The organism is Pontimicrobium sp. SW4 (assembly GCF_039954625.1).
Taxonomy (GTDB): domain Bacteria; phylum Bacteroidota; class Bacteroidia; order Flavobacteriales; family Flavobacteriaceae; genus Pontimicrobium.
The window spans coordinates 2,521,863-2,543,730 of record NZ_CP157199.1 but is presented as its reverse complement, the minus strand read 5'-3'; the positions used below and the strand labels follow the sequence as shown (position 1 = coordinate 2,543,730).

The 21,868-nt window shown below is 32.3% G+C and carries 23 protein-coding genes; 12 read left to right on the top strand and 11 right to left on the bottom strand.

Going from position 1 to position 21,868, the window contains the following annotated elements:
• Positions 1 to 3 precede the first annotated feature (3 nt).
• Complete coding sequence (locus tag ABGB03_RS11825) at positions 4 to 1,032, bottom strand: rod shape-determining protein (RefSeq protein WP_347922774.1); 1,029 nt, start codon at positions 1,030 to 1,032, stop codon at positions 4 to 6.
• A gap of 124 nt (positions 1,033 to 1,156) precedes the next feature.
• On the bottom strand, positions 1,157 to 2,689 hold the full coding sequence (purH, locus tag ABGB03_RS11820; RefSeq protein ID WP_347922773.1) for a bifunctional phosphoribosylaminoimidazolecarboxamide formyltransferase/IMP cyclohydrolase: 1,533 nt from the start codon (positions 2,687 to 2,689) through the stop codon (positions 1,157 to 1,159).
• Positions 2,690 to 2,947: 258 nt separating this feature from the next.
• On the opposite strand from purH, the gene ABGB03_RS11815 reads away from it, so the two are divergent.
• The gene (locus ABGB03_RS11815) at positions 2,948 to 3,259 is read left to right on the top strand and encodes a hypothetical protein (RefSeq protein WP_347922772.1); all 312 of its coding nucleotides are present in this window, start codon (positions 2,948 to 2,950) and stop codon (positions 3,257 to 3,259) included.
• On the opposite strand, the gene ABGB03_RS11810 is transcribed toward ABGB03_RS11815, so the two are convergent.
• Complete coding sequence (locus ABGB03_RS11810) at positions 3,256 to 3,714, bottom strand: GAF domain-containing protein (RefSeq protein WP_347922771.1); 459 nt, start codon at positions 3,712 to 3,714, stop codon at positions 3,256 to 3,258. The two genes, ABGB03_RS11815 and ABGB03_RS11810, sit on opposite strands and share 4 nt — an antisense overlap.
• 40 nt (positions 3,715 to 3,754) lie before the next feature.
• On the opposite strand from ABGB03_RS11810, the gene xrtF reads away from it, so the two are divergent.
• From xrtF to ABGB03_RS11770, 8 genes are all read left to right on the top strand, one after another.
• A complete protein-coding gene (xrtF, locus tag ABGB03_RS11805; protein ID WP_347922770.1) occupies positions 3,755 to 4,306 on the top strand; it encodes an exosortase family protein XrtF in 552 nt (183 codons plus the stop codon).
• On the top strand, positions 4,299 to 4,727 hold the full coding sequence (locus tag ABGB03_RS11800; RefSeq protein WP_347922769.1) for an exosortase F system-associated protein: 429 nt from the start codon (positions 4,299 to 4,301) through the stop codon (positions 4,725 to 4,727). Before xrtF ends, ABGB03_RS11800 begins: the two co-directional genes overlap by 8 nt.
• Before the next feature lie 68 nt (positions 4,728 to 4,795).
• Positions 4,796 to 5,191 carry a hypothetical protein gene (locus ABGB03_RS11795; RefSeq protein ID WP_347922768.1) on the top strand — a complete coding sequence of 132 codons (396 nt, stop codon included), beginning with the start codon at positions 4,796 to 4,798 and terminating at the stop codon, positions 5,189 to 5,191.
• A gap of 105 nt (positions 5,192 to 5,296) precedes the next feature.
• On the top strand, positions 5,297 to 7,531 hold the full coding sequence (locus ABGB03_RS11790; protein ID WP_347922767.1) for a TonB-dependent receptor: 2,235 nt from the start codon (positions 5,297 to 5,299) through the stop codon (positions 7,529 to 7,531).
• Between the two features lie 2 nt (positions 7,532 to 7,533).
• Positions 7,534 to 7,911 (top strand): cation transporter, encoded by a 378-nt coding sequence (locus ABGB03_RS11785; protein WP_347922766.1) that lies wholly within the window; start codon positions 7,534 to 7,536, stop codon positions 7,909 to 7,911.
• A 6-nt stretch (positions 7,912 to 7,917) separates the two neighbouring features.
• Complete coding sequence (locus tag ABGB03_RS11780; protein ID WP_347922765.1) at positions 7,918 to 8,202, top strand: heavy metal-binding domain-containing protein; 285 nt, start codon at positions 7,918 to 7,920, stop codon at positions 8,200 to 8,202.
• Positions 8,203 to 8,317: 115 nt separating this feature from the next.
• Positions 8,318 to 9,277, top strand: coding sequence for a transporter (locus ABGB03_RS11775; protein ID WP_347922764.1), 960 nt, complete (start codon positions 8,318 to 8,320; stop codon positions 9,275 to 9,277).
• Between the two features lie 10 nt (positions 9,278 to 9,287).
• Positions 9,288 to 10,340 (top strand): DUF3179 domain-containing protein, encoded by a 1,053-nt coding sequence (locus tag ABGB03_RS11770; protein ID WP_347922763.1) that lies wholly within the window; start codon positions 9,288 to 9,290, stop codon positions 10,338 to 10,340.
• A gap of 55 nt (positions 10,341 to 10,395) precedes the next feature.
• Here ABGB03_RS11770 and groL read toward each other — a convergent pair whose 3' ends face one another.
• From groL to miaB, 8 genes are all read right to left on the bottom strand, one after another.
• The gene (gene groL, locus ABGB03_RS11765; RefSeq protein ID WP_347922762.1) at positions 10,396 to 12,024 is read right to left on the bottom strand and encodes a chaperonin GroEL; all 1,629 of its coding nucleotides are present in this window, start codon (positions 12,022 to 12,024) and stop codon (positions 10,396 to 10,398) included.
• A 21-nt stretch (positions 12,025 to 12,045) separates the two neighbouring features.
• Positions 12,046 to 12,321 (bottom strand): co-chaperone GroES, encoded by a 276-nt coding sequence (gene groES / locus ABGB03_RS11760; RefSeq protein ID WP_167608792.1) that lies wholly within the window; start codon positions 12,319 to 12,321, stop codon positions 12,046 to 12,048.
• A 144-nt stretch (positions 12,322 to 12,465) separates the two neighbouring features.
• Positions 12,466 to 12,825, bottom strand: coding sequence for a preprotein translocase subunit SecG (gene secG, locus ABGB03_RS11755; protein WP_347922761.1), 360 nt, complete (start codon positions 12,823 to 12,825; stop codon positions 12,466 to 12,468).
• Between the two features lie 2 nt (positions 12,826 to 12,827).
• Entirely contained in the window at positions 12,828 to 13,730 is a 903-nt protein-coding gene (locus ABGB03_RS11750) for a hypothetical protein (RefSeq protein WP_347922760.1), read from the bottom strand.
• A 3-nt stretch (positions 13,731 to 13,733) separates the two neighbouring features.
• Positions 13,734 to 14,243 carry an LptE family protein gene (locus ABGB03_RS11745; protein WP_347922759.1) on the bottom strand — a complete coding sequence of 170 codons (510 nt, stop codon included), beginning with the start codon at positions 14,241 to 14,243 and terminating at the stop codon, positions 13,734 to 13,736.
• On the bottom strand, positions 14,244 to 14,441 hold the full coding sequence (locus ABGB03_RS11740; protein ID WP_347922758.1) for a hypothetical protein: 198 nt from the start codon (positions 14,439 to 14,441) through the stop codon (positions 14,244 to 14,246). It abuts the gene before it with no gap.
• Between the two features lie 9 nt (positions 14,442 to 14,450).
• Positions 14,451 to 15,707, bottom strand: a complete 1,257-nt coding sequence (locus tag ABGB03_RS11735; protein WP_347922757.1) for a sigma-54 dependent transcriptional regulator — start codon at positions 15,705 to 15,707, stop codon at positions 14,451 to 14,453.
• A gap of 3 nt (positions 15,708 to 15,710) precedes the next feature.
• A complete protein-coding gene (gene miaB, locus ABGB03_RS11730) occupies positions 15,711 to 17,159 on the bottom strand; it encodes a tRNA (N6-isopentenyl adenosine(37)-C2)-methylthiotransferase MiaB (RefSeq protein WP_347922756.1) in 1,449 nt (482 codons plus the stop codon).
• A gap of 130 nt (positions 17,160 to 17,289) precedes the next feature.
• Between miaB and ABGB03_RS11725 the strand changes: the two genes are divergently transcribed.
• The 3 genes from ABGB03_RS11725 to ABGB03_RS11715 all read left to right on the top strand — a co-directional run bounded on the left by ABGB03_RS11725 (position 17,290) and on the right by ABGB03_RS11715 (position 21,815).
• On the top strand, positions 17,290 to 18,039 hold the full coding sequence (locus ABGB03_RS11725; RefSeq protein ID WP_347922755.1) for a hypothetical protein: 750 nt from the start codon (positions 17,290 to 17,292) through the stop codon (positions 18,037 to 18,039).
• Positions 18,040 to 18,158: 119 nt separating this feature from the next.
• Complete coding sequence (topA, locus tag ABGB03_RS11720) at positions 18,159 to 20,645, top strand: type I DNA topoisomerase (protein WP_347922754.1); 2,487 nt, start codon at positions 18,159 to 18,161, stop codon at positions 20,643 to 20,645.
• A 3-nt stretch (positions 20,646 to 20,648) separates the two neighbouring features.
• Positions 20,649 to 21,815, top strand: coding sequence for a formimidoylglutamase (locus ABGB03_RS11715; RefSeq protein ID WP_347922753.1), 1,167 nt, complete (start codon positions 20,649 to 20,651; stop codon positions 21,813 to 21,815).
• The last annotated feature ends 53 nt before the right edge of the window (positions 21,816 to 21,868 follow it).

Here is a 21,868-nt window from a genome sequence, read left to right as displayed (position 1 = left end):
GCTCTATTTAATCAATACGCTTTTAAACTTAGGAAGATTTTTTAGTACAATTCCAGTTCCTCTTACAACTGCTCTTAAAGGATCTTCAGCAATATAAACAGGTAAATCTGTTTTCTGAGATAATCGTTTGTCTAAACCTCGAAGCATCGATCCTCCACCAGCTAAATAAATTCCTGTATTATAAATATCGGCTGCTAATTCTGGAGGTGTTTGCGATAGCGTTTCCATAACTGAATCTTCTACACGTAAAATAGACTTGTCTAAAGCTTTAGCAATTTCACGATATGATATTTGAACCTGTTTAGGTTTTCCAGTTAGTAAATCACGTCCTTGAACACTCATTTCTTCAGGTGGTAACTCTAAATCTTCTGTAGCTGCACCAATTTGTATTTTAATTTTTTCAGCTGTTCTATCTCCAACATACAAGTTGTGTTGTGTGCGCATGTAATAAATGATGTCGTTTGTAAATACATCACCAGCGACTTTAACCGATTTGTCACAAACAATACCACCTAAGGCAATAACTGCAATTTCAGTAGTTCCACCACCTATATCTACAATCATATTTCCTTTAGGTTGCATAATATCTACCCCAATACCAATAGCTGCTGCCATAGGTTCATGTATCAAATACACTTCTTTACCGTTTACACGTTCGCACGATTCTTTTACAGCTCGCATTTCAACTTCGGTAATTCCTGAAGGAATACAAACCACCATTCGCAATGCAGGAGCAAATAATTTCTTTTTTAAAGCAGGAATGTTTTTAATAAACATGCTTATCATTTGCTCGGAAGCATCAAAATCTGCAATTACACCATCTTTTAAAGGGCGAATTGTTTTAATATTTTCGTGTGTTTTTCCTTGCATTAAGTTGGCTTCTTTACCAACTGCGATTATTTTTCCTGAAATACGGTCTCTTGCGACTATCGATGGACTGTCTACAACTACTTTATCGTTGTGAATTATAAGTGTGTTTGCTGTTCCTAAATCTATTGCAATTTCTTCGGTTAAGAAATCAAAAAATCCCATGGGCTATCTTAAATTATCTGAGGGTTGTTAATATTAAATTCTGATTAACTGTAAATGTAATAAAATATACGTTATTATTAGGAAAACAGACTTCTAAAAAACAGACTTTATTTTCTGCTGAAATTTAGTGCTTAAAATGTCTAGTCCCAGTCATTACCATTGCCATATTGTTTTCATTACAATAATCAATACTCAATTGATCTTTTATAGAGCCTCCAGGTTGAATTACAGCTGTAATTCCTGCATTATTAGCTATTTCTACACAGTCTGGAAAAGGAAAAAAGGCGTCACTTGCCATGACAGCACCTTTTAAATCAAACTTAAACGATTGTGCTTTATGAATGGCTTGATTTAAAGCATCTACACGACTTGTTTGTCCTGTTCCACTAGCACAAAGTTGCTTGTTTTTTGCAAGAACGATAGTATTTGACTTGGTATGTTTACATAATTTTGAGGCAAATAATAAATCTTCAAGTTCTGCTTCTGAAGGTGAGCTATTTGTCGCTGTAGTAAGCATTTCACGAGAATCGGTAATATTATCTCTAAATTGAACTAGTACCCCATTTAAACAGGTTCTCACTGTGGTTTTTGGTAACTGAACATCTTTTTGAACTAAAATAATTCTATTCTTTTTGCCTTTAAGAATGTCTAAAGCCTCATCAGAAAAAGAAGGAGCAATCACAACTTCACAAAACAATTGGTGGATTTCGTTTGCAGTAGCAACATCAATTTCTGAGTTACTAATTAAAATGCCTCCAAAAGCAGAAACAGGATCTCCTGCTAAGGCGTCAACATACGCTTGATGAATGGTATTTCTTTGTGCTAAACCACAAGCGTTATTGTGTTTTAGTATAGCAAATGTTGGAGCTTCACCTTTGAATTCGTTCATTAAATTCACTGCAGCATCAACATCTAAAAGGTTGTTATAGCTTAATTCTTTGCCGTGAAGTTTGTCGAACATCGCTTCAAAATCTCCAAAGAAAAAACCTCTTTGATGTGGATTTTCACCATAGCGCAACACTTGACCTTTGGTTTCACTAATCTTTAACGTAGCAATCTCATGGTTTTTGTTGAAGTAATTGAAAATGGCAGAATCATAATGCGACGATACATTAAACGATTTTGCTGCGAAACGTTTTCTATCAGCTTCAGTAGTAGAGCCATTGTTTTCTGAAATCAACTCCAAAAATTCTTGATAATCATCTACTGAAGAGACACAAATAACGTCGTTATAATTTTTGGCTGCAGCACGAATTAACGAAATACCACCAATATCAATTTTTTCAATAATATCTTGGTTACTAGCTCCTGAAGCAACTGTTTTTTCAAATGGATATAAATCCACAATCACACAATCAATTTGTGGAATATCAAATTCTGCTAATTCTGCAATATCTTGAGCATTGTCTTGACGATTTAAAATACCACCAAATATTTTTGGATGCAAGGTTTTTACACGACCTCCAAGAATGGAAGGATAGGAGGTAATGTCTTCAGCTGGAACAACATTGATACCTAAATCGTTAATAAATTTTTGTGTGCCTCCAGTAGAATAAATGGTGACACCTTGCTCGTTTAATTTTTTAACAATAGGTGCTAAACCGTCTTTACTAAAAACGGAAATTAATGCAGATTTTATGATTTTGTTGTTGCTCATTATAGATGTATTAATAAGCCATCAAAAATAAGCAATTTGCAAGCGTTTTTTATTGAAAATGTATTGGACTTTTTAACTAAAAAGAGGAGTTGTTAACAGACTAGAATTATTTTTGTAGTTTTACTATGGGAGAAGAAACAAAACAAATATATGCGTAAGAGGAAAATACTTTTATTCAGCTTTATTTTCTTGATTTCATTTTCTGCTTTCACTCAAATAAATAAGCCGAAATACAGGAATTTAAGATGTGATGATTCTTTGAAATTTGATACAATTCAAATTCAAAAGAATAACTATATATACAAAGTTGTTTCTCTTTATAGAGTAGAAACAAAAACAGATACTATTTATATTGGAGAAATTATTTTACCTGGTTTTATTCCAAATTCTAGAACGTTACTTTTAAAAGAAGTATTAACCATTATAGGAAAAAATGAAGGTTTTTCAGGATTTGAAGTATATCCAGATTGCGAATCCATTAAGATACAGCAATCTTCATCAGGATATAGTTGGCAAATAAGAGAAGAAAATAGAAAAAATATTGTTGGGAAAATTATGATTGATAATTAAACCAAGATTTCAGAAACCTCTTTACATACAAACTCCAAAAAGCGTTCGTCTGCTTCAGTAAAAGGGTCAGGTGTGTTAGAGTCTATGTCTATTTGTCCAATATTTTCACCATTTACAAAAATTGGGATTACAATTTCGGCTTTTACAGTAATGCTACAAGCTATATAATTGTGTTGTGCTGCTACATCCGGAACCACAAAATTTTCATTACTCACAGCCACTTGTCCGCAAATACCTTTTCCAAATGGAATAATAGTATGATCTGTTGGTTCTCCAACATAAGGACCTAGTTTTAGCTCTTCCTTGTCACCATTTTTAAAATAAAAACCAACCCAATTATAGTAGCTAATATTGGTTTCTAGCAACTTACAGATGTTGTACAACCGATTTTCAACAGTTTCATTTGTGTTTGAAACAATTTCGGTTATTTTTGGTTCAAGAGTTTTGAGTTCCATGTAGTAATTTTTTGTAAAAGTATTTAAAATTCAAATCAATTTGCAAGCACTTTTCGTTAAATATAAGTCGGTTATAAAATTCATCCTAACATTTGTGTTGGTGTATGCAGTTTTATCGATGTCTTATAAGTTGTATTTAGATTATTCTGATGGCTCAAAATATTACCCAGATTATGTTACAAACCTTACGGCAAAGCAAAGCGAATCGCTTTTGGATTCTCTAGGCTATAATGCATCAATTGAAGTACATCCTGATGAACCATCTATGAAATTAATCATCAATAACAAATATGTGGCACGAGTTATAGAAGGTTGTAATTCAGTAAGTGTTATTGTGTTATTTATATCGTTTATCATTGCTTTTTCTGGACGATTAAAGCCAACAATTATTTACTTACTTGCTGGAAGTGTATTGATCTATGCAGTTAATTTAATGCGAATCGTTATTCTATCCATAGGTTTGTTTCATTATCCTTGGCGACGCGATATTTTGCACAACATTATTTTTCCGTTAATTATTTACGGAATAGTATTTTTACTTTGGATGGTTTGGGTAAACCGTTTTGCTACGTTAAAAAAACAAAATGCATAAGTGGTTAAAATACATACTAATTCTTGTTTTAGTGTTTTTACTTGCGTTAATAAGATTTTTTGAAGATTACTTGTTTTACGACCCTTACTTGCAATTTTTTGAGAATGATTACTTGTATATTGATTCTCCACGAAGAGAAACTTTAAAATTGGTACTTTTTACAACCTTGAGGTATATATTAAATTCAATAATTTCAATTAGCATTTTGTTTATTGCTTTTAAAAGTAAAAGTGTTGTCAAGTTTGCAACTATTATTTATGTAATTGCATATTTGTTCCTGTTGGCAGCATTTCTTTATTTTGTAATAAACCCTAAGCAAGAAGATTATTATCTATTTTTTAATATTCGTAGATTTTTAATTCAACCTTTAATTCTAGTAGTTTTACTACCAGCATTTTATTACAATAAAATAAAGGGTTAATGTTAATGGTTTTGTAAAAAAAGCAATCTTTATTTTTACTTTTATACCTTTGTGTTGTGATTAAACAGTTGTTACATCAAATATTTTCAATAAGCCTCGCATTAATTGTGTTATGTTCAACAATATCTTTTAAAGTTGAAAAGCATTTTTGTGGCGATGCTTTAGTAGATGTGTCCATTTTTGCACAAGCTCAAGACTGTAGCGGTATTAGTATGAATACTGCTACTTACAAAAAGAAGAGTTGTTGTAAAAACGAAATCACTGTTATTGAAGGGCAAAACGAATTAATTGTAAAAACGGTTTACGATTTAGAGTTTGAACAGCAACTTTTTGTTTATTCTTTTGCATATTCATACATCAATCTTTTTGAAGGATTACCTCAGTTGGTAATTCCGCATAAAGATTATTCTCCACCCAACTTGGTCGTAGATAAACAAATCATGGATCAAGTATTCTTAATCTGATATTTTTTAATAGAGTGCTACTTTAATTTGTATTGTAGCAATATGTAATGCATTGTGTTTCAATGCGAAATTCTCAAATTATAAACTATTGAAAACAAATATACTTTGAAACGTATACTATACATACTGCTTTTAATGCCAATCTTTATGTTTTCTCAAGAAGAACTTAAAGGGGTAATATTAGAAGCAAACGAAAAAAATGAACAAATACCATTGCCAGGAGCAAATGTGTATTGGTTAAATACAACCGTTGGCGATGTTACTGATATTGATGGAAAGTTTAGCATTCCTTATAAAAAGGAATATAAAAAACTTGTAATTAGTTATGTTGGCTTTACAACAGATACTATTGATATTGTTAATTCAAGAACGGTAAAGCATTGGTTGAAGCCAACATCAAATCTAGATGAAGTTACTATTAAAGGAAGAAAAAAAGCCACAGCAACATCATATTTCGCATCACAAAATGTGATTAATGTGAGTAGTGACGAGTTGTTAAAAGCTGCTTGTTGCAATCTATCGGAAAGTTTTGAAACCAACCCTTCGATAGACGTCAATTTTGCCGATGCAGTATCTGGAACACGGCAAATAAAAATGTTGGGTTTAACAAGTCCTTATATATTAATTACAACCGAAAATGTACCGTCTATAAGAGGTGCATCCCAAGCCTATGGTTTAAGTTTTATTCCTGGAACTTGGGTAGAGAGTATTCAAATTACCAAAGGAGCAGGAAGCGCTGTTAACGGTTTCGAAAGCATTGCAGGACAGATAAATGCAGAATTAAAAAAACCACTAACAGACGATAAACTTTTTGTTAACTTATTTGCCGCAGGAAGCGAGCGTGTAGAACTTAATACACATTTAAACACGAAAGTCAGTAAAAAATGGTCAACAGGATTATATCTTCATGGAAATACACATAACAAAAAGCATGATGTAAACGATGATGGTTTTTTAGATATGCCTTTGTATCATCAAATTAATGTGATGAATCGTTGGCAGTATATTGATAATGAAAAAGGCTTCGTGAGTTTTTTAAATGTTCGATATCTAGACGATGACAAGCAATCAGGACAGGTAAATTTTAACCCAAAAACTGATAAGCTGACCACTAATGCTTGGGGTAGTGAAATAGATACCAAGCGTATTGATTTGTCAGGTAAATTTGGTTATGTGAATCCAGAAATTCCATACCAAAAACTAGGTGTGCAATTAGCTTATAGTAATCATGAGCAAGAGTCATATTTTGGATTGAATGAATACAACATAAAGCATAATAGTTTTTATGCAAATGTGGTGTATAATTCTATAATAAGCGATTCTAGACACAAAGTTAAAACAGGAATTAGTTATGCTAGTGATGTTTATGATGAAGATGTAAACACGAATAACTTTGCAAGAAATGAAAACTCGGTTGGTACATTTTTTGAATATGCTTATGATAATTTAGAAGCTTTAAATTTAACAGCTGGAGTACGAGTAGATCACAGCAATTTACTTGGTACATTTATAACACCTAGAATTCATCTAAGATATACACCTTGGGAAAAGTCGGCATTTAGAGCTTCTATTGGTAGAGGAAAACGAAGTGCTAATATTTTTGCCGAAAACCAAAAACTGTTTGCTACTTCTAGAGTTATTAATCTAGTTGATACTGATGGTGATATTTATGGATTAGATCCAGAAATTGCATGGAACTATGGTGTGTCGTATTTACAAGGATTTAATTTATTTGGACAAAAAGCAGATATAACGTTTGATTTTTATAGAACCGATTTTAAAAATCAGGTCGTAGTAGATTACGAAAACTCGCAAGAAGTTAGTTTTTATAATTTAAAAGAGGATAGTTATGCCAATAGTTTTCAAACAGAATTAAACTACAATATATCAGAAGGATTAGATTTGAGATTAGCGTATAAATTCTATGATGTAAAAACACAATATAACTCAGGTGAGTTAGAAAAACCATTAACACCAAAACATCGAGTTTTTGCTAATCTGTCATATGAAACTAAAATAAAAAACAACTCAAGATGGAAATTCGATACGACATTTAATAGACTAAGTAAACAACGTTTTTCTTCGACTCAAAATAATCCTTTAGAATATCAGTTATCTGATTATTCAGGAACACTTGCAACACTTAATGCCCAAGTAACTAGAGTGTTTTCTGAAAAATTTGAAGTATATTTAGGTGGTGAAAATATCACGAATGTAAAACAAAATAACCCAGTAGTTGCTGCCGATAATCCATTTAGTAGTAGTTTTGATACTACATTTGTTTATGGTCCAATTTTTGGAAGTAACTATTATGCAGGTTTAAGATTAAAAATAAATTAAAAATGAAAAAAGTATTAGTATTAACAATTATGTTACTTGGAGTAACATCATTTGCACAAAACAAAAACGCAAAGGCATCGCTTGAAGTGGATGGAATTTGTTTAATGTGTAAAGAGCGAATAGAAAAAGCCAGTGTGAAAACTAAAGGTGTGAAATCGGCAGTTTGGGATGTAAAAACTCACGAACTTAAATTAATTTTCGACGAGCGTAAAACAAATTTAGATGCTATTAGAAAAAATATTGTAGCTGTAGGTCACGACACCAAAGAACTTAAAGCTACAGACGAAGCTTATAACAGTGTGCATCCTTGCTGTAAATATAGAGATGAGGATGTAAAAAAAGACCACGAAAACGAAACAAAAACAAAAACAAAAAATTAAGTAACGATGAAAAAAACACTATTAATTTTAGCATTAATGCTAAGTGCAAGTACAGTTTTAGTGTCTTGTAAAGGAGAAAAAAAAGAGAATAATGAAGAAATTGAAATGACTGAGAGTCACGCAGCTGATAATGCAGATATGGCTATGAACGATGTGTACCAATGTCCAATGGATTGTGAAGAAGGAAAAACTTATGATAAAGAAGGAAACTGTCCAGTTTGCAAAATGGCTTTAAAGAAAGTAGAAGGTGATAATGATGAAGGAGACTCCGAAGATCATGATGACGATTAATTAAATTTATACATAATAAAAAGCACCTAGCATTAACTAGGTGCTTTTTTTATGATTGATAATTAAAAGTAAGGAACAGAATTATTATCCGACTTCTTAGAAAGAAATCATTAAAATGAATTCAAAACCAATTCTAATCTGTTTATTATTTTCTTTTTACAGCTATGCTCAAACATGTTGTTCTGGTGGAATTCCGTTGTCCAATAATATTGGATTACCAACTTTAAGTAAAGGGAGCTTTCAAATTGGTGTACATTATGATTATAATAATCTCAATACGTTAAATTTCGAAAAAGAAAAACTTGATGATAATTCTAGGTTAAGAATTACCCACTCTGCATTACTAAATATAAATTATTCTATTTTTAATAATTTATCAATTGAAGGATTGTTTACCTATGTCAATCAACGAAGGAAAATAATGCAATTTGGAAATGAAAATTTAGATCAAACCTCAGGAATAGGTGATGCAGTATTACTGACGATGTATAAATTTAAACCTAAGAAAATTCAAAATTTAGAATTCAATATAGGTGTCGGTGCCAAAATTCCACTTGGATCTACAACCGAAAAAAGTACTGAAGGGATCGTTTTAAATGCTGATTTACAACCAGGAAGTAATACTTGGGATGTTATTTATTTAATGTCTGTGGGCCACAGTTTTAATTTCAGACCATCTTTTCAAATTGGAGGAAGAATTATTTATAGAGCAACAGGAATTAATAACTCTTATTATGGAAACACTAGTTATAAATTTGGAGATGAGTTTTTATCTTTTCTAAGTTTTTCAGATATATTCGTAGCTTTTAAAACATTAGTTTCACCCAGTTTGTCATTAAAATATAGAAATGTGGTTAAAGATGAATTGGATGAATTTCCCCTAGATAATACAGGAGGGAATTTTGTGTCATTAATTCCAAATTTTACTATAGATATAACACCAAATATTACGTTTTCAACAAAAGCTGAATTACCAATTTATAGTTATGTAGAAGGGACACAATTAACACCTACTTATAGAGTGACAACAGGTGTGTTATTAAGATTAGAGCCTAAGCCTAGGCTTTTTAACTAAAGCTATCATTATGAAAAAAATATACTCTTTATTAGTCATTTCGGTCATCACATTATCTTGTAATAAAACTGATGATACATCAAATCAAACAAATGGAATATCTATAGAGGCAGAGGAGGAATGGTTAATTGCTAGACGTGAAATTAAAGATGGTGGTGCAGGTAAAGATGGAATTCCATCTATAGATAATCCTGAATTTATAGATGATGCTGGACTTGAGGATGATGAATTAGTCGTAGGTATTTACTTTGAAGGTGAAGCAAGAGCTTATCCTCATTATATTTTAGATTGGCATGAAATAGTTAATGATGTAATTGGTAACGATCCAATTGCTTTGTCATATTGTCCATTAACTGGAACTGCTTTTGCATGGGAAAGAGAAGCAGATAATGCAGACGGAACTTTTGGAGTTTCGGGGCTTTTGTACAATTCCAATCTACTCTTATATGATAGAAAGACTGAAAGTTTATGGTCGCAATTAAAATTGCAATGTGTAAATGGTGATTTGGTTGGTGAAAGACCAACCTTATTTAATGTTGTTGAGACAGATTGGAAAACATGGAAAAAACTATACCCTGAAACATTGGTGCTAAGTGAAGATACTGGGTTTTCAAGAAATTATGACGTATATCCTTATGGAGACTATAAGACAAATGATAATTACTTCCTTTTTCTTCCAGCGCCTCATGACAGGAGGTTGCTAAATAAAAAAAGAGTATATGCTATTATTGATGAAGATAAATCTAAAGTGTATCAATTTGAAGATTTTATGGGAGGAAATGCGATAATAGATACATTTAATAATAAAAAATATCTTATAGTAGGAGATGAGCATATTTTAAACTCATTTGAATTAAGTCAAGATAATGAAGGACTTGTTTTTGAATATGAATTAAGTGATTCTGGAGGGTTCTTTAAAGATGATTTAGGTACAGTTAGGAATGTTTTTGGAGGTGTTCTATCAGGAAATCTTGGTGACTATTTGACTCCTGCTAACTCAGTTGTTAGTTATTGGTTTGCTATTGGAGCTTTTTATCCAGATGCAGAAATATATCAACCATAAAAAAACGCTCCAATTATTGAAGCGTTTTTTATAATTTTGAGAATCGACTTTTGTCTTACATCATTCCTGGCATTCCACCTCCCATTGGTGGCATTGCAGGTGTGTCTTCTTTAATATCTATTAAAGCACACTCGGTAGTTAAAATCATTCCAGCAACAGAAGCTGCATTCTCTAAAGCGATACGTGTTACTTTTTTAGGATCGATAATTCCTGCTTTAAGCATGTCGACATAAGTTTCAGTTTTTGCATCAAAACCAAAATCTTTTTTGCCTTCCATTACTTTAGCAACAACAACACTACCTTCACCACCAGCATTTTCAACAATGGTACGTAAAGGTGCTTCAACAGCTCGCGCTACAATTTGGATTCCAGTAACTTCATCAAGGTTTTCAGTTGTAATCTTTTCTAATAATGATTTTGCTCTTACTAAAGCAACACCACCTCCAGCAACAATACCTTCTTCAACGGCAGCTCTTGTAGCATGTAATGCATCATCTACACGATCTTTTTTCTCTTTCATTTCTACTTCACTTGCAGCACCAACATAAAGTACAGCAACACCTCCAGCTAATTTAGCTAAACGTTCTTGTAGCTTTTCTTTGTCGTAATCACTTGTAGTAGTTTCTATTTGAGCTTTTATTTGATTAACTCTAGCTTTTATTTCGGAAGCTTTTCCTGAGCCATTTACTATAGTTGTATTGTCTTTATCTACAGTTACAGTTTCGGCAGTTCCAAGCATACTTAAATCTGCATTTTCTAGTGAAAACCCTCTTTCTTCAGAAATTACAGTACCACCAGTTAAAATGGCGATATCTTCTAACATTGCTTTACGTCTGTCTCCAAATCCTGGAGCTTTTACGGCAGCAATTTTAAGTCCGCCTCTTAATTTGTTTACTACAAGAGTAGCTAAGGCTTGACCATCAACATCTTCGGCTATAATCAATAATGGACGACCAGATTGTGCTACTGGTTCTAGTATTGGAAGAATTTCTTGTAGGTTAGATATTTTTTTATCAAATAATAAAATGTATGGATTTTCCATATCTGCAATCATTTTATCGGCATCGGTTACAAAGTAAGGAGATAAATAACCTCTGTCAAATTGCATACCTTCTACAACATCAACGTAAGTTTCCATTCCTTTTGCTTCCTCAACGGTAATGACACCTTCTTTTCCTACTTTGCCAAAAGCTTTTGCTATTAAGTCACCAATAGTATCATCATTATTAGCGGAAATAGCAGCTACTTGTTTAATCATTTCTGAAGAGTTACCTACTTTTTTAGCTTGTTTTTCTAAGTCTTTAGTAATGGCATCAACAGCTTTGTCAATACCACGTTTTAAATCCATAGGGTTTGCGCCAGCTGCAACATTTTTTAAGCCTTCTTTTACAATTGCTTGTGCTAAAACAGTTGCAGTTGTTGTTCCATCACCTGCTAAATCATTAGTTTTAGAAGCTACTTCTTTCACCATTTGAGCTCCCATGTTTTCAAGCTCATTTTCAAGTTCAATTTCTTTTGCAACGGTAACACCATCTTTAGTAACCTGAGGTGCTCCAAAACTTTTGCTAATAATTACGTTACGACCTTTTGGTCCTAAAGTTACTTTTACTGCATTTGCTAATGCGTCAACACCACGTTTTAAACCGTCACGTGCTTCAATATCAAATTTTATATCTTTTGCCATTTGTTCGTTATTTTTTAATAATTATACAATTGCAAGAATGTCGCTTTCTCGCATAATTAAATAGTCTTTTCCGTCTAGTTTTAACTCAGTACCAGCATATTTCCCATAAAGTACAGTGTCATGTTTTTTCACTGTCATTGGCTCGTCTTTAGTGCCTTTGCCAACAGCTATAACTGTTCCTTTTTGAGGTTTTTCTTTTGCATTGTCTGGAATAATAATTCCTGAAGCTGTTGTAGTTTCAGCTTCTAATGGTTCTATTAGAACTCTATCTGCTAATGGTTTAATGTTTAAAGCCATTTTCTATATGTTTTAAATTAATGATTAAGATTAACGCTAAAGCGTTGTTCCAAAATTGTGCCAATAAAATATGACTGACAAACTTGCAGAAACAAAAAATGCCAACTGTTTAAGTTGGCATTTTATTATTTTTAAGTCACATTTTTACTGTGCTGAGTCGTTGCTTACTTCGTTAGTAGGAGTGTCAGTTGTAGTAGGAGTCGTTGCTGGAAGAGGTTGAGATGTTGTTGCATCTTGATCTAAAGCTTTAGACTCTGTAGTTGTACCATTACCACCAATTGCTACATTAGAAAGTAAAATTAGTGCAATTAATAAAGTAGCTAAAGCCCAAGTACTTTTATCTAAAAAGTCTGAGGTTTTTTTAACACCACCTAATTGCTGAGTACCACCTCCACCAAATGAAGATGATAATCCTCCACCTTTTGGGTTTTGTACCATTACTACTACTACTAATAGGAACGCTACGATAACGATAAGAATTAAAAATATTGAAAACGTGCTCATTATTATTTATTGTTTTGTTCTTGTATTTCTTTTATTGCTTGAATTTGGTCTGCAAAGAAACCACTTTTTTCTGGATATTTCAAACTTAAAATTTTATAAGATTGAATAGCTTTATAGTAGTTTTTTTGTTCTACATAAATTCGCGCTAATGTTTCAGTCATTAAAGTCTCTGGTTGCATCATTTGTGATTTGGCAATATTGAGTGTTGGTGTATCCTTTTTTATTGGCTGAATTTTTGGACTTGAGGCAATAAATTTATCTATTAATTCAAACTTTCTAGTTTTTTCATCTTCTTCTGGTTTTATTACATCACCAGCTACATCTTGTTCTCTAATAATAGGTTTAAAGCTTGTGATTTTTAGCCATTCACTAAAGGAGTGTACTTCATTTTTGTTGAAATCTAAAGGTTTTCCAACTTCTAGGATTTCTTGAGGTGACTTTTCAATATTAGAGACATCTACTTTAATAATTTTTTCAGGAGAAATTAGTTCTTGTTTTTCTTCAAATAAATCAGGGCGTATTGTTGGTTCAGTATCCTTGATATGTTGTTTTAAAGCTTCATCAATTATAACACTTTTATTAACAGAAATGTCTTCGACATCATTTACTTCTATATCTTTTAAATGTGCAATATTCTTTTTTATATGCTCTGAAATTTCGTTTTGTTGAAATTCGTTTGATGTTATAAAATCAAATAAAATACTTCTATCTGTTGTGTAAGCAGCAGTAGTTTTTAATTCTTGATTGTATTTGAAACTCTCTTGATCTTTTAGTCCTTTAAGATGAATAGCTCTTGCCGATTGAAAATATGGAAACTCATTAATAATAGCTTTTACATCACTTACTTGATTTGCAGAGATATTCTGAGGATTTTGTAGCAGTTTTGTAAAATTAGAAGTATTCATCGCTTACCAGTTTGCAGATAATGATGCATTAACAACATCTTGAGTTATGCGTTCAAATATTTCAGCTATTGCTATAGCTTTTTGACTACCTACTAATTGAGCGCTTCCTTCATAATCAAAATAAAATGAGAAACGTTGATCAAACTCAGCTTCTGGATCGTTTTTGTCATAAAAATGAACTTTAACAGCAATGGTTAAACGGTTTTGTGCAGCAGTGTTATTTGCGGTAGCTGTAGTAGGAGATATACGATACTCTACTATTTCACCTTCGTAAACGAGGTCACCATTAGATTTTACTAAATCTAATTTCGTCTGATTCAAAATAATTTCCTCTAGTGCTATTTTAAAATCGCGCTCTAAACCAGGTTCTATTAAAGGTGCGTTGTTTTGAAAATAATTGACCTGAAACGTTTTCGTGTTTTCAGAAATTGAAACCGAAGTAAAGGAGTATTTCCAACAGCTTTGTAGAGTTGTCAATAAAACTAATAGAAATGAATATTTTAAATATTTCATTTAATACGTGTTAGGTCGTTTCATAGTAATAAACGCATAAATATAGCCAGCATTATCTGCAATATCAAAATCTACACTTATTAATCGGTATCCTTGATAATGCTTTTCGTTTACTAAATCTTCAGCTTCTTGTCTTATTTTTTCGGAGCTATTACGAGCAAACGATTTTCGAATCATAAATATTTCTACTGCCTTCATAAATTTATTTTAAAGATCAAACTGCTTAATTTTTCTATATAATGTACGCTCACTTATGCCAAGTTCTGCTGCTGCTAATTTACGCTTTCCGTTGTGACGTTCTAAAGATTTTTTTATTAATTCCAACTCTTTATCATGCAGCGATAAAGTTTCTTCTTCTTCAATTTCTTCAGCAAAATGGTATTTATCTTGAGTAGTATTTACTATTTCAACAGGTTGCGCACTTTCATTAGGTAAGGACAGTACTTCTAACTCCTCTTTAATTGTTTCGTCATCTTCTTCACCATAAATTTTTTGGATTAGTCCTTGATTGTCTTTTTGAACATCTTGCGTATTACCTTTTTGCATGAGCTCCATAGTAAGCTTCTTTAAGTCGTTAAGGTCGCTTTTCATATCGAACAACACTTTGTAAAGAATTTCCCGCTCATTACTAAAGTCATTTTCTTTTTTAGTTGAGCCGATAACGGCAGGTAAGTTTTGTCCAGAATTAGGTAAATAATGTCTTAGTATTTCACCAGTTATTTCTCGTTTATGTTCTAAGACAGACACTTGTTCGGCAACATTACGTAGCTGTCTTATGTTACCGCTCCAACGATATTTTAAAAGCATAGTGATAGCATCATCACTTAATTTAATTGTTGGCATTTTATATTTAAGAGCAAAATCACTTGCAAACTTTCTGAACAATAAATGAATATCTTCTTTACGGTCTCTTAAAGGAGGAAGATGAATGTCAATAGTGCTTAATCTATAATAAAGGTCTTCTCTAAACTTTTCCTTTTTTATAGCATCAAACATATCCATATTTGTTGCAGCAACAATACGAACATTTGTTTTTTGTACTTTGCTTGAGCCTACTTTTATAAACTCACCATTTTCTAAAACACGTAATAAACGTACTTGCGTGGTTAATGGCAATTCACCAACTTCATCTAAAAAAATGGTGCCTCCATCTGCAACTTCAAAGTAACCAGAGCGTGTTTGTGTAGCGCCTGTAAAAGAGCCTTTTTCATGACCAAAGAGTTCACTGTCTATGGTTCCTTCAGGAATGGCTCCACAGTTAACCGCAATATACTTTCCATGTTTTCTATGTGAAAGCTGGTGAATAATTTTTGGAATACTTTCTTTTCCAACCCCAGACTCCCCAGTTACTAATACCGAAATATCAGTTGGTGCAACTTGTATTGCTTTTTCAATAGCACGATTTAAAGCAGCATCGTTACCAATGATTCCAAAACGTTGTTTTATAGCTTGTACTGATTCCATAGTTTAATTATTATCTGAATAACCTATCGCTTCACCTATAAGTGTTGCTGTGGTACAATTATTCACTTTAACATTTACAAAATCTCCAACTTTATAATGCTCTTTTGGAAATACAGCAACTAAGTTGTGTTCAGTTCTTCCAGACCATTGTTTAGAAGATTTTTTAGATTCTTTTTCAATCAAAACTTCAACAGTTTTATTTAAAAACTGCTCAGTTCTATACTTACTGTGTTTTTGTTGTAATGCAACAACTTCAGCTAACCGTTTCATTTTAACAGACTCAGGAATATCATCTTTTAATTTTCGTGCTGCCATTGTACCTGGTCGTTCAGAATATGCGAACATGTATCCAAACGAATACTTAATATGTTCCATTAAGCTTAAAGTATCTTGATGATCTTTCTCAGTTTCTGTTGGAAAACCTGTAATTAAATCATGAGACACTGTACAATCAGGCAATATTTTTTTTATATCATCAATCAACTTGATGTACTCCTCACGAGTGTGCTGGCGATTCATTTCTTTTAATATTCTGTTACTACCGCTTTGTACTGGAAGATGAATATAGTTGCAAATATTTTTGTGTTTTGCCATAGATTCAACAACATCTAAGGTCATATCTTGAGGATTGGACGTTGAAAACCGAATACGCATTTTGGGTTGCGCTTCTGCACATAATTCCAATAGATTAGCAAAATTTACAGCTGTTGCTTTTTGAATATCACTTGCTTTATCAAAGTCCTTTTTTAATCCACCACCATACCATAAATAACTATCTACATTTTGACCTAGTAAAGTGATTTCTTTAAAACCTTTAGATGCTAAATCATTCACTTCTTCAATAATACTTTGCGGATTTCTACTGCGCTCTCTACCTCTCGTAAAAGGCACAACGCAGAAAGTACACATATTGTCACAACCACGAGTAATGGATACAAATGCTGTAACACCATTGCTTTGCAATCTTACTGGCGAAATATCGCCATAGGTTTCTTCTTTAGATAGAATAACATTGATGGCATCTCTGCCTTTATCAACTTCAGCAAGTAAATTAGGCAAATCTTTATAAGCATCAGGCCCAACAACTAAATCTACAATTTTTTCTTCTTCAAGGAACTTGTCTTTTAAACGCTCAGCCATACAACCTAAAACACCAACTTTCATTTTTGGATTGTGAGTACGTTTTACAGCATTATATTTTTCTAAGCGTTTTCTTATAGTTTGTTCGGCTTTATCTCTAATGGAACATGTATTAACCAAAACTAAATCGGCTTCTTCTAACCTCTGTGTAGTATTAAAGCCATTGTTAGCTAAAATAGACGCTACAATTTCACTGTCGCTAAAATTCATAGCACAGCCATAACTCTCTATAAAAAGCTTTCTAGTATTATTTTGATGTTGGTCTAAAATTAAGGATTGTCCTTGTTTTTTCTCGTCTATAATCTTTTCCATATTGTACTTGAAACCTGTAATAGTCAATAAGCATGCAAAGATACAATTAATTTAGGTTTTATGACAAAGTGGCAGAGTGTTAAATTTAATTAAATTATTTACATTTGAGAGCGAACCAAATTCAATTAATATGAACTACTCCGAAATACAATCGAAAATACAGAATGCACAGCATCTAGATTTTGGAAAAATCCTCGACCTTACAATTAACATGTTTAAGGAGATTTGGTTGAAAGGGTTTTTAATGGTTTTAGTGCTTGTTGCATTTGCTGTTGGTATTTCAATGTTCTTTAGCTTTATTGGTCTAGGTCCAGAGCCTTTTGAAGTTGATTACAACGGAAATTTTAATTTCTTTGAAAACTACACCAGTAATGCTTTTTACTCATTACCACAAACTATATTGATTTCTTTCTTAACAATCGGACTGTTGGCTGGATTTTATAGAATTTGCAAACAAACAGATTTGAATAATTTACAAAAAGATGACTTATTCTATTATTACAAGGGTGAGTTTATAGGTAAAATTTTTACGCTAGGTATTGTATATTCTTTAATTGCCGTAATTGCTCAATGGTTATTTATTATACCATATATATATGCTTTTGTGCCTTTATCATTTTTTGCTGTGGTATTTTCTAATAATCCTGAATTAACCGAAACAGAAATCGTAAAGATTAGTTTTAGTTTAGGAACAAAAAAATGGTTGCTAACTTTTGGGTTACTATTTGTTACTGGTATTTTAGGAATGCTTGGTATTATAGCCTGTGGTATAGGCTTGCTTTTTACAATATCAATAATGTATCTTCCAGTGTATTTTGTATATCGCGATGTTGTAGGCTTTGAAGATGATAGCGAAATAATGAAAATTGGAACCGAATAAAATGACTAATTACAATGTTTTAAAACCTGTCTAGTGCAGGTTTTTTTTATGAGCAAAAGCAAACTAAAATTTGCAAATAAAAAAAATCGTCTACATTTGTACCTCTAAAAAAATGAATAATGGCGAAGAATTTAGTGATTGTAGAGTCACCTGCTAAGGCAAAAACTATTGAAAAATTTCTAGGTAAAGATTTTAAAGTAGAGTCCAGTTATGGACATATTTCAGATTTACCATCAAAGGAATTAGGTGTAGATGTTGAAGGTGATTTTAAGCCTAAATATAAAGTTTCAAGCGATAAAAAAGCGGTAGTAAAAAAATTAAAAGACTTAGCTAAAAAAGCTGATATGGTTTGGTTAGCAAGTGATGAGGATCGTGAAGGAGAGGCTATTGCTTGGCATCTTGCAGAAAATTTAGGATTAGACAAAGAAAAGATAAAGCGTATTGTTTTTCATGAGATTACTAAAGCTGCTATTCAAAAAGCAATTGAAAATCCAAGAAGTATAGACTATAATTTAGTTGATGCACAACAAGCACGTCGTGTATTGGATAGAATTGTTGGTTACGAATTATCACCAGTACTTTGGAGAAAAGTAAAAGGAGGTCTGTCTGCAGGACGTGTGCAATCAGTTTCTGTTAGATTGATTGTAGAGCGTGAAAGAGATATTCAAGCGTTTACCCCTGAAGCATCTTATAGGATAGATGCTGAATTTTCCAACGAAGAAGGTCAGACATTTAAAGCGAAGCTTCCAAAAAACTTTTCTACTAAAGCAGAAGCTCAAAAATTCTTAGAAGCAAATGCAAATGCTGATTTTAAAGTTGCTGATTTAGAGAAAAAACCAGCAAAAAAATCACCAGCAGCACCTTTTACAACATCAACATTACAACAAGAAGCTTCTAGAAAATTAGGTTTTTCAGTAAGCAGAACGATGAATAATGCACAACGTTTATATGAAGCTGGTTTGATTACGTATATGAGAACAGATAGTGTAAATTTATCTGACGAGGCTAGAAAAGGAGCACAAGCTGAAATTGAAAATGCATTTGGAGAAAAATATAGTAAACCAAGAAATTATAAAGGAAAAACAAAAGGGGCTCAAGAGGCGCATGAGGCTATTCGTCCTACCGATTTTTCACTACACACAGCTAATGTAGAAAGAGATCAAGCACGTTTATACGATTTAATTTGGAAACGAGCTATTGCATCTCAAATGAGCGAAGCGCAATTAGAAAGAACCAATGTAAAAGTTTCAGCCTCTACACACAGTAGTTTGTTTTCTGCAAATGGTGAAATGATAAAGTTTGATGGTTTTTTAAAAGTTTATTTAGAGAGTACTGATGATGAAGATGTTGAACAAGAAGGGATGCTACCAACGTTAAAAGTGAATGAAATTCTTTTAAACAATTATATTTCGGCAACAGAACGTTATACAAGACCTCCAGCAAGATATACCGAAGCTTCTTTAGTAAAACAATTAGAAGAGCTTGGTATTGGTCGACCATCTACATATGCACCAACTATTTCAACGATTCAAAATAGAAAATATGTTGAAAAGGGAAGTGTTGAAGGTGAACCACGAAACTATGTGCAACTTATTTTAGAAAACAATAAAGTTTCAGAAAAACAATTGATCGAAAAAGTAGGTTCAGATAAAGGGAAACTTGTTCCAACAGATATTGGAATGATTGTTACCGATTTTCTAGTAACCCATTTCGAATCTATTTTAGATTATAATTTTACTGCAAAAGTTGAAAATCAATTTGATGACATTGCAGATGGCAAAGAAGATTGGACAGAAATGATGAAAGATTTCTATAAAGAGTTTCATCCAATAGTAGAAGATGTTGCTGCCAATGCCGAAAGAGAATCTGGAGAGCGTGTTTTAGGAACAGATCCTGAGACTGGACGTCAAGTAAGTGTGCGTTTAGGAAAATTTGGACCTATGGTTCAAATAGGAACTGTTGATGATGAGGATAAACCATTATTTGCTAGTTTGTCACCAGAACAGCAATTAAATACTATTAGTTATGAGGAAGCCATGGATTTATTTCAACTTCCCAAAGCATTAGGTAATTATAAAAATGAAGAAATAGAAGTTAATAATGGACGTTTTGGGCCTTATGTAAAGTTTGGTAAAAAGTATGTGTCGTTACCAAAAGGTGTAGACCCTTTGTCTGTGGAGTTAGATGATGCTATAGAACTTATAAAAGAAAAAGAAAAGGCAGATGCACCTATATATATGTATCAAGATTTACCAGTTCAAAAAGGTAAAGGACGTTTTGGACCATTTATTAAGTGGAACAATATGTTTATTAATGTTAATAAAAAGTACGATTGGGACGATTTATCTGACACAGATATTGTTGAGTTGATTGAAGATAAAATTCAAAAAGAAAAAGATAAACTAATTCATCATTGGGAAGCCGAAGGTATACGTGTTGAAAAAGCACGCTGGGGAAGACATAATGTAATACAAGGAAAACTCAAAATAGAATTGCCTAAAACGGTAGATGTTTCTAAATTTACACTTGAAGAGGTGCAAGATATTATCGAAAAGAATGTACCAAAGAAAAAAACAAGAAAAAAAGCAACCACCAAAAAGAAATAGCACATGAACTTAAATTTTCTTTCACCAGTTCAAGACTTAGTTTTAGCACACAACGAATTACTCTCAAACCAAGTCTTAGGAAGAAAATTAAAGATTCACTCAAAACAACATGGGATGCCAGATTTAACCAATGTTAAAATGGCAATTGTTGGTGTGCTTGAAAATCGTAATGATATTAATTATATAGGTGAAGAGTTTCAATTAAGTGAAATTAGAAAATCTTTATACTCACTATTTCCTGGAAATTGGCATTATACAGTTGCAGATTTAGGCGATATTTTAAAAGGAGATTCCGTTGCAGATACCTACTTTGCTTTACAAGAAACCATAATTACTTTATTAGATAATAATGTTATACCTATTATAATAGGAGGTAGTCAGGACTTAACGTATGCTAATTATCGAGCTTACGATAATTATTTGCCTATGGTAAATATTGTAAATGTCGATTGTAATTTCGATTTAGGCGATTCTGCAAAACCAATTAAGAATAATTCATTCTTAGGAAAAATCATTTTAGAGAAGCCATACAATTTATTTAACTACTCTACTTTAGGCTATCAAACCTATTTCAATGCTCAAGAAGAAATTGACTTAATGGAGAGACTCTATTTTGAGGCTTACCGACTTGGAGAAGTTTCAAACAATATTGCTTTAGCCGAACCTGTTTTACGAGATGCAAATATTGTAAGTTTAGATATTAAAAGTATTCGATCGTCTGAGGTAAGCACAAAACAAAAGCATTCGCCAAACGGATTTAATGGTAAAGAGATTTGTGCTATTTCTAGATATGCAGGTATAAGTAATAAAGTATCTTCTTTTGGTATTTATGAATATAAAACTTCTAAAGATGATGATGCTACATCTATGCTTTTAGCTCAAATAATATGGTATTTTATAGAAGGTGTAAACTGTAGAGTACAAGATGACGACTTCACTTTAGAGGATAAATATCAAAAATTTACTGTGTTGGTCGACGAACAGCAACTAATATTTTATAAAAGCAATCAAACAGGACGATGGTGGATTGAAATACCTTTTTTACCAAACCTTAATAATAAATTAAAACGTCATACGTTATTACCTTGCATGCATGATGATTACATTGATGCCTGCAAAGGGAAAGTACCAGATAGATGGTACAAAGCATTCAAGAAAAATAGCGTTTAAACGTCGATCAAATACTTAAAATTCATCGATGAAATGCACTTTTTTTAGATAAA

Bases quoted from the DNA above. Each gene is read 5' to 3' on its own strand.
- ABGB03_RS11740 (WP_347922758.1), bottom strand. From the start codon at position 14,441: ATGAAGGCAGTAGAAATATTTATGATTCGAAAATCGTTTGCTCGTAAT.
- groL (WP_347922762.1), bottom strand. From the start codon at position 12,024: ATGGCAAAAGATATAAAATTTGATATTGAAGCACGTGACGGTTTAAAA.
- ABGB03_RS11780 (WP_347922765.1), top strand. From the start codon at position 7,918: ATGAAAAAAACACTATTAATTTTAGCATTAATGCTAAGTGCAAGTACA.
- ABGB03_RS11810 (WP_347922771.1), bottom strand. From the start codon at position 3,714: ATGGAACTCAAAACTCTTGAACCAAAAATAACCGAAATTGTTTCAAAC.
- ABGB03_RS11725 (WP_347922755.1), top strand. From the start codon at position 17,290: ATGAACTACTCCGAAATACAATCGAAAATACAGAATGCACAGCATCTA.
- purH (WP_347922773.1), bottom strand. From the start codon at position 2,689: ATGAGCAACAACAAAATCATAAAATCTGCATTAATTTCCGTTTTTAGT.
- groES (WP_167608792.1), bottom strand. From the start codon at position 12,321: ATGGCTTTAAACATTAAACCATTAGCAGATAGAGTTCTAATAGAACCA.
- miaB (WP_347922756.1), bottom strand. From the start codon at position 17,159: ATGGAAAAGATTATAGACGAGAAAAAACAAGGACAATCCTTAATTTTA.
- ABGB03_RS11735 (WP_347922757.1), bottom strand. From the start codon at position 15,707: ATGGAATCAGTACAAGCTATAAAACAACGTTTTGGAATCATTGGTAAC.
- ABGB03_RS11715 (WP_347922753.1), top strand. From the start codon at position 20,649: ATGAACTTAAATTTTCTTTCACCAGTTCAAGACTTAGTTTTAGCACAC.
- secG (WP_347922761.1), bottom strand. From the start codon at position 12,825: ATGAGCACGTTTTCAATATTTTTAATTCTTATCGTTATCGTAGCGTTC.
- ABGB03_RS11785 (WP_347922766.1), top strand. From the start codon at position 7,534: ATGAAAAAAGTATTAGTATTAACAATTATGTTACTTGGAGTAACATCA.
- ABGB03_RS11745 (WP_347922759.1), bottom strand. From the start codon at position 14,243: ATGAAATATTTAAAATATTCATTTCTATTAGTTTTATTGACAACTCTA.
- topA (WP_347922754.1), top strand. From the start codon at position 18,159: ATGGCGAAGAATTTAGTGATTGTAGAGTCACCTGCTAAGGCAAAAACT.
- ABGB03_RS11750 (WP_347922760.1), bottom strand. From the start codon at position 13,730: ATGAATACTTCTAATTTTACAAAACTGCTACAAAATCCTCAGAATATC.
- ABGB03_RS11770 (WP_347922763.1), top strand. From the start codon at position 9,288: ATGAAAAAAATATACTCTTTATTAGTCATTTCGGTCATCACATTATCT.
- ABGB03_RS11800 (WP_347922769.1), top strand. From the start codon at position 4,299: ATGCATAAGTGGTTAAAATACATACTAATTCTTGTTTTAGTGTTTTTA.
- ABGB03_RS11775 (WP_347922764.1), top strand. From the start codon at position 8,318: ATGAATTCAAAACCAATTCTAATCTGTTTATTATTTTCTTTTTACAGC.
- ABGB03_RS11825 (WP_347922774.1), bottom strand. From the start codon at position 1,032: ATGGGATTTTTTGATTTCTTAACCGAAGAAATTGCAATAGATTTAGGA.